The 13,457-nt window shown below is 72.2% G+C and carries 15 protein-coding genes and 1 pseudogene; 10 read left to right on the forward strand and 6 right to left on the reverse strand.

What is annotated here, in order from left to right; all coding sequences use genetic code 11:
* Window positions 1–37: 37 nt before the first annotated feature.
* Window positions 38–403, reverse strand: a complete 366-nt coding sequence (locus ACZ5K7_RS27835; protein ID WP_468917307.1) for a hypothetical protein — start codon at window positions 401–403, stop codon at window positions 38–40.
* Between the two features lie 317 nt (window positions 404–720).
* Here ACZ5K7_RS27835 and ACZ5K7_RS27840 point away from each other — a divergent pair, with 317 nt between their 5' ends.
* Window positions 721–1,383 carry an aromatic-ring hydroxylase C-terminal domain-containing protein gene (locus tag ACZ5K7_RS27840; RefSeq protein ID WP_468917310.1) on the forward strand — a complete coding sequence of 221 codons (663 nt, stop codon included), beginning with the start codon at window positions 721–723 and terminating at the stop codon, window positions 1,381–1,383.
* An 87-nt stretch (window positions 1,384–1,470) separates the two neighbouring features.
* Here ACZ5K7_RS27840 and ACZ5K7_RS27845 read toward each other — a convergent pair whose 3' ends face one another.
* Window positions 1,471–2,577: a LacI family DNA-binding transcriptional regulator gene (locus tag ACZ5K7_RS27845; protein WP_468917313.1), complete on the reverse strand. Its 1,107-nt coding sequence runs from the start codon at window positions 2,575–2,577 to the stop codon at window positions 1,471–1,473.
* Window positions 2,578–2,834: 257 nt separating this feature from the next.
* On the opposite strand from ACZ5K7_RS27845, the gene ACZ5K7_RS27850 reads away from it, so the two are divergent.
* A complete protein-coding gene (locus ACZ5K7_RS27850; protein WP_351712594.1) occupies window positions 2,835–3,893 on the forward strand; it encodes a glycoside hydrolase family 5 protein in 1,059 nt (352 codons plus the stop codon).
* A 54-nt stretch (window positions 3,894–3,947) separates the two neighbouring features.
* Here the strand turns inward: ACZ5K7_RS27850 and ACZ5K7_RS27855 are convergent.
* The 4 genes and pseudogenes from ACZ5K7_RS27855 to paaI all read right to left on the reverse strand — a co-directional run.
* Window positions 3,948–4,286, reverse strand: a pseudogene (locus ACZ5K7_RS27855) (DUF5701 family protein); the annotation flags it as partial.
* A gap of 33 nt (window positions 4,287–4,319) precedes the next feature.
* Complete coding sequence (locus ACZ5K7_RS27860; RefSeq protein ID WP_468917317.1) at window positions 4,320–4,799, reverse strand: GNAT family N-acetyltransferase; 480 nt, start codon at window positions 4,797–4,799, stop codon at window positions 4,320–4,322.
* A 236-nt stretch (window positions 4,800–5,035) separates the two neighbouring features.
* Window positions 5,036–6,382, reverse strand: coding sequence for a phenylacetate--CoA ligase PaaK (gene paaK / locus ACZ5K7_RS27865; protein WP_351712597.1), 1,347 nt, complete (start codon window positions 6,380–6,382; stop codon window positions 5,036–5,038).
* A complete protein-coding gene (paaI, locus tag ACZ5K7_RS27870) occupies window positions 6,382–6,810 on the reverse strand; it encodes a hydroxyphenylacetyl-CoA thioesterase PaaI (protein WP_351712599.1) in 429 nt (142 codons plus the stop codon). Before paaI ends, paaK begins: the two co-directional genes overlap by 1 nt.
* Window positions 6,811–7,088: 278 nt before the next feature.
* Here paaI and ACZ5K7_RS27875 point away from each other — a divergent pair, with 278 nt between their 5' ends.
* From ACZ5K7_RS27875 to paaE, 8 genes are all read left to right on the forward strand, one after another.
* Entirely contained in the window at window positions 7,089–8,309 is a 1,221-nt protein-coding gene (locus ACZ5K7_RS27875) for a thiolase family protein (protein ID WP_468917321.1), read from the forward strand.
* Complete coding sequence (locus ACZ5K7_RS27880; protein ID WP_468917323.1) at window positions 8,306–8,467, forward strand: hypothetical protein; 162 nt, start codon at window positions 8,306–8,308, stop codon at window positions 8,465–8,467. The genes ACZ5K7_RS27875 and ACZ5K7_RS27880 overlap by 4 nt, the downstream gene beginning before the upstream one ends.
* A 32-nt stretch (window positions 8,468–8,499) precedes the next feature.
* A complete protein-coding gene (locus tag ACZ5K7_RS27885) occupies window positions 8,500–9,351 on the forward strand; it encodes a 3-hydroxyacyl-CoA dehydrogenase family protein (protein WP_450973436.1) in 852 nt (283 codons plus the stop codon).
* A gap of 153 nt (window positions 9,352–9,504) precedes the next feature.
* On the forward strand, window positions 9,505–10,476 hold the full coding sequence (paaA, locus tag ACZ5K7_RS27890; RefSeq protein ID WP_351712607.1) for a 1,2-phenylacetyl-CoA epoxidase subunit PaaA: 972 nt from the start codon (window positions 9,505–9,507) through the stop codon (window positions 10,474–10,476).
* Window positions 10,473–10,763 (forward strand): 1,2-phenylacetyl-CoA epoxidase subunit PaaB, encoded by a 291-nt coding sequence (gene paaB, locus ACZ5K7_RS27895; RefSeq protein ID WP_450973435.1) that lies wholly within the window; start codon window positions 10,473–10,475, stop codon window positions 10,761–10,763. The genes paaA and paaB overlap by 4 nt, the downstream gene beginning before the upstream one ends.
* A gap of 9 nt (window positions 10,764–10,772) precedes the next feature.
* Complete coding sequence (paaC, locus tag ACZ5K7_RS27900; protein WP_468917328.1) at window positions 10,773–11,603, forward strand: 1,2-phenylacetyl-CoA epoxidase subunit PaaC; 831 nt, start codon at window positions 10,773–10,775, stop codon at window positions 11,601–11,603.
* Window positions 11,597–12,112: a 1,2-phenylacetyl-CoA epoxidase subunit PaaD gene (gene paaD / locus ACZ5K7_RS27905; RefSeq protein ID WP_468917331.1), complete on the forward strand. Its 516-nt coding sequence runs from the start codon at window positions 11,597–11,599 to the stop codon at window positions 12,110–12,112. Before paaC ends, paaD begins: the two co-directional genes overlap by 7 nt.
* 11 nt (window positions 12,113–12,123) lie before the next feature.
* The gene (gene paaE, locus ACZ5K7_RS27910) at window positions 12,124–13,224 is read left to right on the forward strand and encodes a 1,2-phenylacetyl-CoA epoxidase subunit PaaE (RefSeq protein ID WP_468917351.1); all 1,101 of its coding nucleotides are present in this window, start codon (window positions 12,124–12,126) and stop codon (window positions 13,222–13,224) included.
* Window positions 13,225–13,457: the final 233 nt, after the last annotated feature.

Below are 13,457 nucleotides of genomic sequence, written 5' to 3' on the forward strand. Positions count from 1 at the left end.
GGCGCCCGGTACGGCCCGCACACCGGGCTCGACGGCGTCAGAGCTCCTCTTCCATCCGGATCACCTTGCGCAGCTCCGCCGCCGCTCCCTCCGGAGTCTCGCCCGCACGCTGATCGAGCAGCGCGGCGGCGATGCCGTCGAGCTTGCGCTGAATGGCGTGTTCCGCGCGACGCTCGGAGTTCTTCAGCAGGGCCAGCAGCAGCAGGTTCAGGGAGGTCATCACATCACCGACGAGGAGCTGCCAGCTCAGGTCGAGTCCCGAGACGTGGACGGCGACGAAGGCCCCGACCATGGCCAGGCAGAAACACATGAACAGCAGCGAGCTGGTGACGTTCGAGGCCGTCTCCGCCAGCCGCTCGAACCAGCCCCGGCCATTGCGGGTGCGCTCGGCAGGATGCGTCATGGACATGGGAGCTTCGACGCCCGACCCTCCACGCCGGTGCGGTGCCGTTCACCGCGTTCGGCGCCCGGGTACCCCACCACCACGTACTTCACCCGCCTCCCGGCCGCCGCGCCACGCACACGAACTCCCGCACCGGCCGGTCGGGCGCACCCCCGGCCTCGTCCAGCGCGAACCCCGCCGCGACCAGATCCGCCTCGGCCTCCGCCCGCACCCGGAACCGCGCCGTCGACCTTCGGGATCTCCGTCACCCGGAAGGTCTTCAACCTGTGTCACGAGGACGTGTGACGGATGCGCCCCCTGTCTTCAACGGTCGGCGCATGCACGCCGGTGTCGCCGACGTGCACAACCTGTGCTGGAAGCTGGCCGGTGTGCTCCACGGCTGGGCCGGACCGTCCCTGTTGGGAACGTACGGGACAGAGCGGCAACCGGTGGCCTGCGAGACCCTGCGCCAGCCGGTCGGGAACACCCGGCTGCTGATCCAGGTGCAGAACCTGCGCAACGAGCAGCTCCGCGGCGGCGTCTCGGCGTCGGTCGAACTGCCCTGGTCGGAACGGTACTTCGCACAACTCGGCCTGGTGCTCGGCGCGACCTACCGTTCCGAGGCCGTGCTCACCGGCCACGCCGACCCGCCTCCCGAGCCCTCCAGTACCGAGTACGTCCCCACCGCGGAGCCGGGCCACCGCATGCCCCACCACTGGCTCACCCCCGACCGCTCCACGCTCGACACGCTCGGAGCGTGGTTCACCCTGCTGAGCCCGGCCCCGGCCCGCTGGCAGCGACAGGCCGTCGCCCCCTGGCCGTTGCGTGTCGAGGCGCTGCCCCGCGAACACGCCGACCGTTACCGGCTGAGCCCGCACGGCGGAGCACTTCTCGTCCGCCCGGACGGCCATGTCGCCGCCCGCTGGGACGAACCCCCGCCGGACGACTCCACCCTGCGGCACGCCCTGAGCGCCGTCACGTCGTACGCGCCGGCCAGGTGACCGGGAAACCGTCGGCGACGGACGCCCACCGCATCGCCGGCGCGGACACACCGGCCGGCCGGAGGGAGAGGCCTACGCGACGGCGGGCTATCCGCGGCCCGGTGCAGTGCGCGGGGGAGCGGTACTGTCCCTGACCACCAGACGGGCCGGGACGAGATCGGTGCCGGGACGGGAGTCGTCCCGGGTGCGGATCTGGCGCAGGACGCCCTGGACGCAGCGGCGGCCGACCTCGGCGAAGTCCTGGTGGACGGTGGTGAGGGGCGGGATGAAGAAGGCCGCGTCGGGCGTGTCGTCGAACCCGACGACACTCACGTCGGCGGGCACGGACCGGCCTTGCTCGTGGAAGGCGCGCAGCAGGCCCAGGGCCATCTGGTCGTTGGACGCGAACACCGCGGTGCACTCCGGCTCCTGGGCGAGCGCGAGTCCGGCCGCGTAACCGGACTCGGCCGACCAGTCGCCGTGCAGCGGCGCCGGAACGGGGCGCCTCGCCGCCTCCAGCTCGGCCCGCCAGGCCTGGGTGCGGCGCTGGCCCGCGTACGACGTCCCCGGACCGGTCACATGCCATACGGTCCGGTGGCCCAGCTCCAGCAGATGCCGTACGGCCTTCCGGGCGCCGTCGGCCTGGTCGGTGTCGACCACGCTGTAGCGGTCCCCGGCGTCCGAGTCCACGACCACGACATGGACGCCCGGCGGCAGTTGGACCGTGCTGGTGTCGAGCAGATGGATCTCCATGATGACGATGACGGCGTCCACCGCCAGCTCGCCCATCCGGGTGAAAGCCCCCAGCACGTTGTCCTGTGTGGCCATGTCGATGGGGATGAGGGTGATCGCGTACCCCTCGGCCGCCGCGTGCGTGGCGATCGCCTCCACGGTCCGGCTGCTGCCCGTGGAGGCGAGGCTGAACAGGATCACGCCGATGGTGTTGAACCGGCCGTAACGCAGGGCGCGGGCCGCGCTGTTGGGCCGGTAGCCGAGCTCCCGCATCGCGGCCAGCACCTGCTCCCGGGTGGAACCGATCACCCCGGCATGGCCGTTGGAGACCCGGGAGACCGTCTGTGAGGAGACCCCGGCGAGCTTGGCGACGTCCGCCATCGAGACCCGCTGCTTACGGCGCCCGCCCGGCACTCCGGAACCGCCCCGCCGCGCACCGCCCGTGGCCGGCGTCACCCGTGGCACCGGCTCGTTCAGCTCCATCGGCTCACCCCTCAAGTCTCCTTCGCGTACCGGATGTTACGGAGCGGGAAACCTTGACGGCCGCAGGGGCGGATGCCACGATTCCGACGCTTCCGAGTTTACGTGAACATCGCCGCGTGCCCAGCCCGGACGGAGATCTCCCCGCCGCGTCGTGCAGCGGATGTTCACGTGAACACGCCGGGTCGATGTTTACGTGAACACGCGACCGGGACAACGAGCCACCGCGCCGAGCCGCCGTCTCCTGAAAGGGCACGTTGATGCGCAAGACCCCCGCCGGAACCCGGATCACCCCTCGTACCCGCGCCGCCCTGGCGGCGGTCGCGATCGCCGCGGTCGGCGCCACGACCCTCACCGGCGGCCCCGCCTCCGCCGCGTCACCGGGCCACGGCACCAGCCAGTTCAAGGGTGTCAACTGGGCCGACCCGCGCGACAACTACGCCGACGACCCGGTGGTCCTGTCCGGCCTGTCGCTCTCCGACAGCTACGCGCAGACCTACGCCAAGGCGACCCGGGTGATCGCGGCGTTCCGCGCCAACCTCGGGGCCAACACCGTACGGCTGCCCATCAACCCGTACACGGTGAACGGCTCCTACTGGAAGTCGTACCGCGGGGTCATCGACGCGGCCTCGGCGCAGGGCTTCAAGGTGATCGTCTCCTACTGGGAGGGCACCGGCGCGAACAAGGACGGCTTCATCGACGACGAGGCCACCTACTGGCCGATGTGGAACACCGTCGTCAAGGCCTACCGGCACGACCCGCACGTCTACTTCGAGCCGATGAACGAGCCGCACGGCTACACCGACGCCGAGTGGGCCGACCTCGCCGCCAAGTGGCTGGCGGCCTACCCGTCCGTCCCGCACGACCGGGTCTTCGTCAGCGGCGCCGGCTACAACGACCACGTCACCACCGTCTGCGCCGACCCACGCCTGAAGGGCACCTACCTCTCCCTGCACCACTACGGCTTCTGGAAGAGCTACGCCACCTACGACCAGTGGGCGGCCGACCTGAAGGAACGTCTCGGCGACTGCGCGGGCCGGACCGTCGCCGACGAGTTCGGCGCTCCGATGACCACGGGCCTCGACTACAACGTGCCGACGCCCGACGACAACTCCGTCAACTTCATCCAGGCCGACACGGACCTGTTCCGCAAGCTCGGCATGGGCTCGGTGTACTGGCCCGGCCTGCGCACCGACGACACTTACTCGATCCAGAAGCTGGTCGGCGACGCGTCCCGCCCCTGGCTGGCCACCACGAACCAGTCCGGTGCCGACCGCCTCGCCTGGGCGTGGGGCCGCGGCCGGCCGGTGAGCGGCTGACCGGCTCAGGGAGGGCCGCGGCGCGTGACGAGCACCGCGGCCCGGCGGCACGACCTATCGGCCCCGGCGGCCCGCCGCCGAGGCGAAGCCCAGCCAGGTACGCCGGTTGCCCGCCCAGCACCAGCCCACCTTGGGCGCGTTGCGGCGCTCACGGCCGTCCCGTCCGGTGCCGTTGCTGATCCAGATCGCCGGAGTGCGGGAGTCCGGGCCGCCGTTGGCCTTGCGCAGTCGCTAACCAGTCGTCATGAAGCAGTGGTTGCGTTTCAGGACGGCGGGCTGTTGCAGCACCCAGTGGATGCCCTCGCTGAGCAGCAGCGGGGTGCGGTCCTGCGCGGTGAGCGCGGGCAGCGCCTCGTCAGGGCTCCAGTTCGCCATCCGGTCGCCCCGGTCGAGGGAGACGGCCCACCGGGTTGTCACTGCGAATCCCTACAGACGGCGCAGATACGTCAGACCGGGGCGGCCGGAGAGCCGTGTCTCGCCGGTGACGGCGAAGCCGACACGGGCGAGTACGGCCTGGGACGCGGCGTTGTCGAGGGTGGTCGCGGCCCGCAGGGTGGTCAGTCCGTACCGGGTGGCGGCGAGGCCGCAGATCTCCCGCACGGCCGAGGTGGCCAGCCCCCGTCCCGTGGCCCGCTGCGCCATCCGGTAGCCGAGGTCGGCGCCCCCGTCCGCCACGTCGAACAGGTTGAACCGCCCCAGCACCTCGCCCGCCTCCCCGACCAGCACGTGGAAGTAGCAGGTCCCGGCCTCCTGTTCGGCCAGCAGCGCGCGGTGGCGCTCCTCGAACCGGGCGAAGTAGTCGTCGCCGCGGTCGGGGATGATCGCCGCGAAAAAGGCGCGGTTCTCCTCCTCGAAGGCGAGGAGCGCCGGGGCGTGGTCCGGACGGAGCAGGTGCAGCTCGGGCATGCGGAGGAGAGTAGGCACCCCGGCGGTGCGCCCGCCAGCGTATTAGGGCCTGTCTGACAATTCCCGTCGTCGCCCGGAGGGCGGCCTCGCGGCGTCAGGTGCGTGCTCTCGGCGTGCCGGGCGTAGGCCCTCGTACTGGACGTACTTGGGTCTGCGCCCGGTGCGGCGAGTGGGGGCACCTCCCACGCCCTTGAGGCAGTGGGGGAGCGTGTCACCAACGTCCCGGGACAGCACACCTAGCCCTTGCGCAGGTCCTTGACCCGGCGGAGCTTGCCGACCGAGCGCTCCAGGGTCTCCGGGTCGACGACGGCGACCTCCACGGTGACCCCGACGCCGTCCTTGATGCCCTGGGCGATCGCCTTCGTGGCGGCCTCGCGGTCGGCGGCACCGGCGTCGGGCCGTGCCTCCACGCGGACGGTCATGTGGTCCATCCGGCCCCGCTGGGTGAGCTGGATCTGGAAGTGGGGGGCCACGCCGGGCGTCCGCAGCACGATCTCCTCCACCTGACTGGGGAAGACGTTGACCCCACGCAGGATGATCATGTCGTCGCAGCGGCCGGTGATCTTCTCGATCCGGCGCAGTCCGGGACGCGCGGTGCCCGGCAGCAGCCGCGTCAGGTCCCGGGTGCGGTAGCGGATGATGGGCAGCGCTTCCTTGGTGAGCGAGGTGAAGACCAGCTCGCCGCTGTCGCCCTCGGCCAGCACCTCGTCGGTCAGCGGGTCCACGACCTCGGGGAGGAAATGGTCCTCCCAGACGTGCAGTCCGTCCTTGGTCTCCACGCACTCCTGGGCGACACCCGGACCGATGACCTCGGACAGTCCGTAGATGTCGACCGCGTGGATGTCCAGGCGCTCCTCGATCTCACGGCGCATCTCCTCCGTCCAGGGTTCGGCGCCGAAGATGCCGACCTCCAGGGAGGTGGAGCGGGGATCGATGCCCTGACGCTCGAACTCGTCGAGCAGGGTCAGCATGTAGGAGGGCGTGACCATGATGATCTCGGGACGGAAGTCCTGGATGATCTGCACCTGGCGTGCGGTCATGCCGCCGGAGGCGGGGATCACGGTGCAGCCGGCGCGTTCCGCGCCGTAGTGGGCCCCCAGGCCGCCGGTGAACAGGCCGTAGCCGTAGGAGATGTGCACCTTGTGGCCGGGCCGGCCGCCCGCGGCGCGGATGGAGCGGGCGACGACGTCCGCCCACATGGACAGGTCGTTGTCGGTGTAGCCGACCACGGTCGGGCGGCCGGTGGTGCCGCTGGAGGCGTGCACGCGCCGCACCTCGGACATCGGGACGGCGAACATGCCGAAGGGGTAGGTGTCCCGCAGGTCGGCCTTGGTCGTGAAGGGGAAGCGGGCGAGGTCCGCGAGGGTGTGGCAGTCCTCGGGCCGCACCCCGGCAGCGTCGAACTTCCCGCGGTACAGCTCCACGTTGTCGTAGGCGTGCCGCAGTGTCGTGCGCAGCCGGGTGAGCTGGAGCGCCGCCAGCTCCTCGCGGGACATCCGCTCGGCGTCGTCCAGGAGTGCCTCGGGAAGTGGCTCTCCCCGGCGGGTGGCCCTCGGCTCGGGCGCGATCACTTCGCTGCTCATCACGGCTCCTCAATCCGCGCGCGGAGGGTGCGACTGCGCCCGCGGAACTCCGCGATCACTTCGTCTCCGCGCGCAACGCTCACGTCGTAGACACCGCTGCGGCCGAACCGAACGCGCTCCCGCGCCGTGGCCACCAGCACATCGCCTTCGTACGCGGGCGCGATGAAGTCGATGTCGGCGCCGGCGGCGACGGTCACGGGGCCGTGGCTGTTGCAGGCACAGGCGAACGCCGAGTCGGCGAGGAGGAAGAGATAGCCGCCGTGGGCGATCCGGTGCCCGTTGACCTGGGAGGACGTCACGGTCATCCGTAGTACGGCGGTCCCTTCGCCGTACTCGAGCAGCTCGATGCCGAGCCCTCGTGACGCCTCGTCCGCGGCGAACATCGTCTCGACGGGGCCAGGCGTCGTATCCGGTACCCGGGTCGTCATTTCCACCACCTTGTGGACCGACCGAACATTCGGTTAGCGTGCGGTGTGGTCAAGTAATCCAGTAAGCCCTCCGCATGTCAAGAGGTGCACCGCATGCCGCGAAAGGCCCCTGAGGGACCCGGCCACTTCGCGCGTCACCGCCCGCTGATCGAGCGTGCGGCGGACGCCGTCACGAGCCGCGATCACCGGTCCCGCGCCTGGTCCGGGCCCGTCTCCCTCGTCTTCGTGGCCCCACGGTCGCGCCGCCCTGTCCCCACCGCAGCCGAGGAGGCCGCCTGATGCCGGACGTCTACCTGATCGACGGGGCCCGCACCCCGCAGGGCCGCTACGGCGGCGCCCTGGCCGGTGTGCGCCCCGACGACCTCGCCGCCCTCGTCGTCGCCGAAGCCGTCCGGCGTGCCGGCGTGCCCGGCGAGGCCGTGGACGAGGTCGTCCTCGGTGCCGCCAACCAGGCGGGCGAGGACAACCGGGACGTGGCCCGGATGGCGGCGCTGCTCGCCGGGCTGCCGCACACCGTGCCCGGGTACACCGTCAACCGCCTGTGCGCGTCCGGCCTGACGGCGGTGGCCTCGGCGGCCCAGACGATCCGCGCCGGAGAGGCGGACCTCGTGGTCGCCGGGGGAGTGGAGTCGATGACCCGGGCGCCCTGGGTCATGGAGAAGCCCGGTACCCCGTGGGCCAAGCCGGGGCAGGTGCACGACACCGCCCTGGGCTGGCGGTTCACCAACCCGCGCTTCACCGCCGCCGACCGGGCCGTCCCCCGTGGCACCGGACCGGAGACGCCGAAGGTCACGCTGTCCATGGGCGAGACCGCGGAGGAGGTCGCGGCCCTGGACGGCATCACCCGCGCCGAGTCCGACGCCTTCGCCCTGCGCAGCCACCAGCGGGCCGTGGCCGCCCAGGAGGCGGGCCGCTTCGACCGCGAGATCGTCCCCGTCCCCGTGCGTGACGGCGAGGTGACCCGCGACGAGGGCCCTCGCCCCGCCACCACCCTGGAGAAGCTGGGCTCCCTGCGGACCGTCTTCCGCGAGGACGGCGTCGTCACCGCCGGCTCGTCCTCCCCGCTGTCCGACGGCGCGGCGGCCCTGATCGTCGCCGGCGCCGAGGCGGTGGAGCGCTACGGCCTCACCCCCCGGGCCCGGATCGTCGCCTCGGCCTCCGCCGGTGTGCAGCCCAACCTGATGGGGCTGGGCCCGGTCCCCGCCACCGAGAAGGTGCTGGCCCGGGCCGGCTGGGGGACCGGCGACCTGGACGCCGTGGAACTCAACGAGGCGTTCGCCGTACAGGCCCTGGCCGTCATCCGCCGTCTCAAGCTCGACGAGGGCAAGGTCAACGCCGACGGCGGCGCCATCGCCCTCGGGCATCCGCTCGGCTGCTCCGGCGCCCGCATCCTGCTGACCCTCCTCGGCCGCCTGGAACGGGAGAACGGCCGCCGCGGCCTGGCCACGCTCTGCGTGGGTGTGGGCCAGGGCGTCGCGCTCCTGGTGGAGCGGGTGTGACCACCTCTGTGTCGTACGCGCACGACACGCTGCCGGTGGCGGAGCGAGCCGACCGGCTCGTCGTCGCCCGCCACCGCCCCGAGGCCCGTGCCGCCCTCGGCGGCCGCGTGATCGTCGAGGACCGCCTGGCGGGTTCTCCTGAGAAGAGGACCGCATGACAGGTTCTCCTGAGAAGAATGAGGAGTCGCGCATGACGTCGGCACCCGACACCGTCGCGGTCATCGGCGGCGGCCGGATGGGGGCGGGGATCGCCCAGTCCTTCGCCACCGCCGGTTCCGCCGTCACCGTGGTGGAGAGCGGTGAAGAGGCAGCCGCGGCGGCGCTGGAGCGGATCGGCGGCAGCCTGCGGCGGGCCGGGGAGCGCGGCCGTCTGAGCGAGCCCGCGGAGCGGGTGGCCGGCCGGGTGACCGTCGTACCCACGGTGGACGCCCTGCCGCCGGGGACAGAACTGGTCGTGGAAGCGGTACCGGAGGACGCGGCGCTCAAGGCCCGCCTCCTGAAGGCCGCCGAGGAAGCCGTGGGCGACACGACCGTCCTGGCCACCAACACCAGCTCGCTGTCGGTCACCGACCTCGCCGCCGTCCTCAGGCGGCCGGACAGGTTCCTCGGTATGCACTTCTTCAACCCGGTGCCCGCCTCCGCGCTGGTCGAGATCGTCGTCGCGCCCGACACCGCCGAGGGCACCGTCCGGGCCGCTCTGGAGTGGACCAGGGCGCTGGGCAAGCAGGACGTCGTCGTCAAGGACTCGCCCGGCTTCGCCAGCAGCCGGCTCGGCCTGGCCCTGGGGCTTGAGGCGATCCGGATGGTCGAGGAGGGCGTCGCCGCCCCCGAGGCCATCGACGACGCGATGCGGCTCGGCTACAAGCACCCCATGGGGCCACTGCGCCTGACCGACCTGGTCGGACTCGACGTCCGGCTCGCCATCGCCGAACACCTCCACGCGACCCTCGGCGACCGGTTCGCCCCGCCGCGGCTGCTGCGCGACAAGGTGGCCCGCGGTGAACTCGGACAGAAGACGGGCCAGGGTTTCTACGCCTGGTGACCGGCGCGGGCCGCCGCCGTGTGACCGTGCGCACCGTCCCCGGCGGACGGCGGCCGCCTTCTGCCGGGGACCGATCCGGTGCGGCCCTTGCCAGATCAGGGAGTGCATACCTTATGATGAACCGAACGAATGGTCGGTAGGGAGTGGGTGGAGATGACTGAAGCGGCCGGAAGGGACGCCGAGCACGACCTGGAGTCCCATTTCGAGACGACGATCTCGCGCGACCAGCGGATCGAACCGCGCGACTGGATGCCGGAGGGCTACCGCAGGACCCTGGTCCGGCAGATCGCCCAGCACGCGCACTCGGAGATCATCGGCATGCAGCCGGAAGGCGAGTGGATCACCCGGGCGCCCTCGCTGCGCCGCAAGGCCATCCTGTTCGCCAAGGTCCAGGACGAGGCGGGCCACGGCCTGTACCTGTACTCCGCCGCCGAGACCCTGGGCATCGACCGGGCGGAACTCACCCAGCGCCTCCTCGAAGGCCGCCAGAAGTACTCGTCGATCTTCAACTACCCCACGCCCAGCTTCGCGGACGTCGGGGTCATCGGCTGGTTCGTCGACGGCGCGGCCATCTGCAACCAGGTCCCCCTGTGCCGCAGCTCGTACGGGCCCTACGCCCGCGCGATGGTGCGGATCTGCAAGGAGGAGTCCTTCCACCAACGGCAGGGCTACGAACTGCTGATGACGATGATGCGCGGCACCGACGCCCAGCGGGAGATGGTGCAGGACGCGGTGGACCGCTGGTGGTGGCCGTCCCTGATGATGTTCGGTCCGCCCGACGACGACTCGCCCAACTCCGCGCAGTCGATGGCCTGGAAGATCAAGCGGCACAGCAACGACGAACTGCGCCAGCGCTTCGTCGACATGACCGTGCCCCAGGCGGCCAAGCTCGGCGTGACCCTGCCCGACCCCGAGCTGCGCTGGAACGAGGAGCGCGGCCGCCACGACTTCGGCACCCCCGACTTCTCCGAACTCAAGGAAGTCATCAGCGGCAACGGCCCCTGCAACGCACAGCGGATGCAGCGCAGGCGCGAGGCCCACGAGGAGGGCGCCTGGGTGCGTGCGGCCGCCGGCGCGCACGCCGCCAAGCAGGCCGCCCGGGCACGTAAGGAGGCAGTCGCATGAGCGACTCGGAGAACTGGCCCCTGTACGAGGTGTTCATCCGCGGCAAGCGCGGCCTCAACCACGTGCACGTCGGATCGCTGCACGCCGCGGACGACCAGATGGCCCTCACCCACGCCCGCGATCTGTACACCCGGCGCAACGAAGGCGTCAGCATCTGGGCCGTGCGCTCGGACCACATCGCCGCCTCCAGCCGGGACGAGAAGGACCCCTTCTTCGCCCCCAGCGCCGACAAGGTCTACCGGCACCCGACCTTCTACGACATCCCCGACGATGTCCCGCACATCTAGGAGCCGGTGATGAGCGACGACCACGTCTACCTGTCGCTGGCCGAGGGCCACGACGACGGCGACGCCCGCTGGGCCTTCGGCACCGGCTTCGAAGACCCGCTGTACGGCGTCGACACCGCCGTACCCGAGGGCGTCGACGCCGCCGCGCTGGCCGCCCGGTGCCTTGCGCTGGGCGACGACGCGCTGGTCCTGGCCCAGCGGCTCGCCGAATGGGTCACCCGCGCCCCCGAGCTGGAGGAGGAGGTGGCGCTGGCCAACATCGGGCTCGACCTGCTCGGCCAGGCACGGCTGCTGTACGCGCGCTGCGGCCAGGTGGACGGCACCGGCCGTACGGAGGACGCCTACGCCTACTTCCGCGACGCCGGCGACTTCCGCAACGTACGCCTCGCCGAACTCCCCAACGGCGACTTCGCCTTCTCCGTCCTGCGGCTGCTGGTGTTCGCCAGCTGGCGCCTCGCCCACTTCACCGAACTGGCCGCCGCACCCGACCCGGTGCTCGCCGCGATCGCCGCCAAAGGCGTGAAGGAGCTGGCCTACCACCGGCAGTACGCCGCCGAATGGGTCGTACGCCTGGGCGACGGCACCGAAGAGTCCCACGCGCGCATGCTGACCGCCCTGGAATCGCAGGCGCCCTACTGGGAGGAACTGTTCGCCGCCGAGGACATGCGCGAGGCGGTCCTCGCCGATCTCCAGCAGGTCCTCGACGCGGCCGGACTCCCCGTGCCGCACACCGCGGCCCTGCCCGGCCACGGCCGGCACGGCGGACACACCGCACATCTCGCCCCGCTCCTGGCCGAGCTGCAGAGCGTGGCCCGCGCGCACCCGGAGGCGACATGGTGACGGTCCTGTCCGACGTCCGGCGGGCCCGGCAGATCGCCGAACAGGTCCCCGACCCCGAGCTTCCCATGCTCACCCTGGCCGACCTGGGGGTGCTGCGGACCGTGACGATCGAGTCCGACGGCACCGTGATCGCCGGTCTCACCCCCACCTATTCGGGCTGCCCCGCCATGGCCGAGATGCGCGCGGGGGTCGCCGCCCGCCTGCGGGACGCCGGGTTCGACCGCGTCGAGATCCGCACGGTCCTCGACCCGCCGTGGACGAGCGACTGGATCACCGCCGAAGGGCGCCGCAAGCTGGCCGCACACGGCATCGCCCCGCCCGGGACGGCCCCGCGGCACCTCACCGGTCCCGTCCCGCTGAACCTGTCACCGACCCGGCGCACGCTCGCCTGCCCGCGCTGCGGATCGGCCGACACCGAGGAGACCTCCCGCTTCGCGGCCACCTCCTGCAAGGCGCTGTGGCGGTGCCTGGCCTGCCGCGAGCCGTTCGAGTACGTCAAGGAGATCTGATGGCAGAGCTGATGGCACCGACCGCCGGTGCCCCCGCGAGGACAGCCCGCCGGCGCCGCCCAGCCTTCCATCCCCTGCGCGTCGCCGCCGTCCAGCGCCTGTGCGAGGACGCCGTGGCGGTCACCTTCGACATCCCCGAGGCCCTGGCGGAGGAGTTCGCCTTCGGCCCCGGCCAGTCGCTCACCCTGCGCCGCGAGATCGACGGCCGCGACGAGCGGCGCTCCTACTCGATCTGCTCGCCCGTCGGCGCACCGCCCCGCATCGGCGTCCGGGAGGTGCCCGGCGGCCTCTTCTCCTCCTGGCTGGTCCACGAGGTTCGGCCCGGCGACACCGTCCAGGTGATGGCCCCGACCGGAGCCTTCACCCCCGACCTCACGGTGCCCGGCCACCATGTGCTCATCGCCGCGGGCTCCGGCATCACTCCCATGATGTCCATCGCCGAGTCCGTCCTGGCGGCCGACGACCGCTCCAGGGTCACCCTGTTCTACGGCAACCGGCGCACCGACACCGTGATGTTCGCCGACGAACTGGCCGACCTGAAGGACGAGTACCGCACCCGCTTCCACCTCGCCCATGTCCTGTCGCGCGAGCCCCGCGAGGCCGAGATCCTCTCCGGCCGCCTGGACGGCGACCGCCTGGCCGCCCTCGTCGCGGGACTGATCGACGCTCCCGCCGCCGATCACTGGTGGCTGTGCGGCCCGCACGGCATGGTGCTCGACGCCCAGCAGGTCCTGGCCGGGCTGGGCGTTCCCGGCGGGCGGATCCACCAGGAACTCTTCTTCGCCGACGAGCCGATCGAACCCGTCCGCCATGAGGAGGCGGTGGCGACGGGCCCGGCCAGCGAGGTCACCGTCACCCTGGACGGCCGCTCCACCACCGCCCTGCTGCCGCGCGGCACCGCACTCCTCGACTCCGCCGCCCGCATCCGACCGGACCTCCCCTTCGCCTGCAAGGGCGGCGTCTGCGGCACCTGCCGGGCACGGATCACCGACGGCGAAGCGGACATGCGCCGCAACTACGCCCTCGAACCGGCCGAGGTGGACGCCGGCTATGTGCTGACCTGCCAGACGTACCCGGTCTCCGAGAAACTGACGGTCGACTACGACAGCTGACCGACCGGGAGGGGGAGTGCCCGCGGGAGTTGGGTTCCCTGCCGGTCGGGCGTCGTCGTCCGCACCCTGCGCCGCGACGCCCCCGGGCATACGGCGTGGGGGGGGGGGGGGGGGGGGGGGGGGGGGGGGGGGGGGGGAGAGGGGGGGGGGGGGGGGGGGGGGGGGGGGGGGGGGGGGGGGGGGGGGGGGGGGGGGGGGGGGGGGGGGGGGGGGGGGGGGGGGGGGGGGGGGGG

This window comes from Streptomyces sp. NPDC031497 (assembly GCF_055580905.1).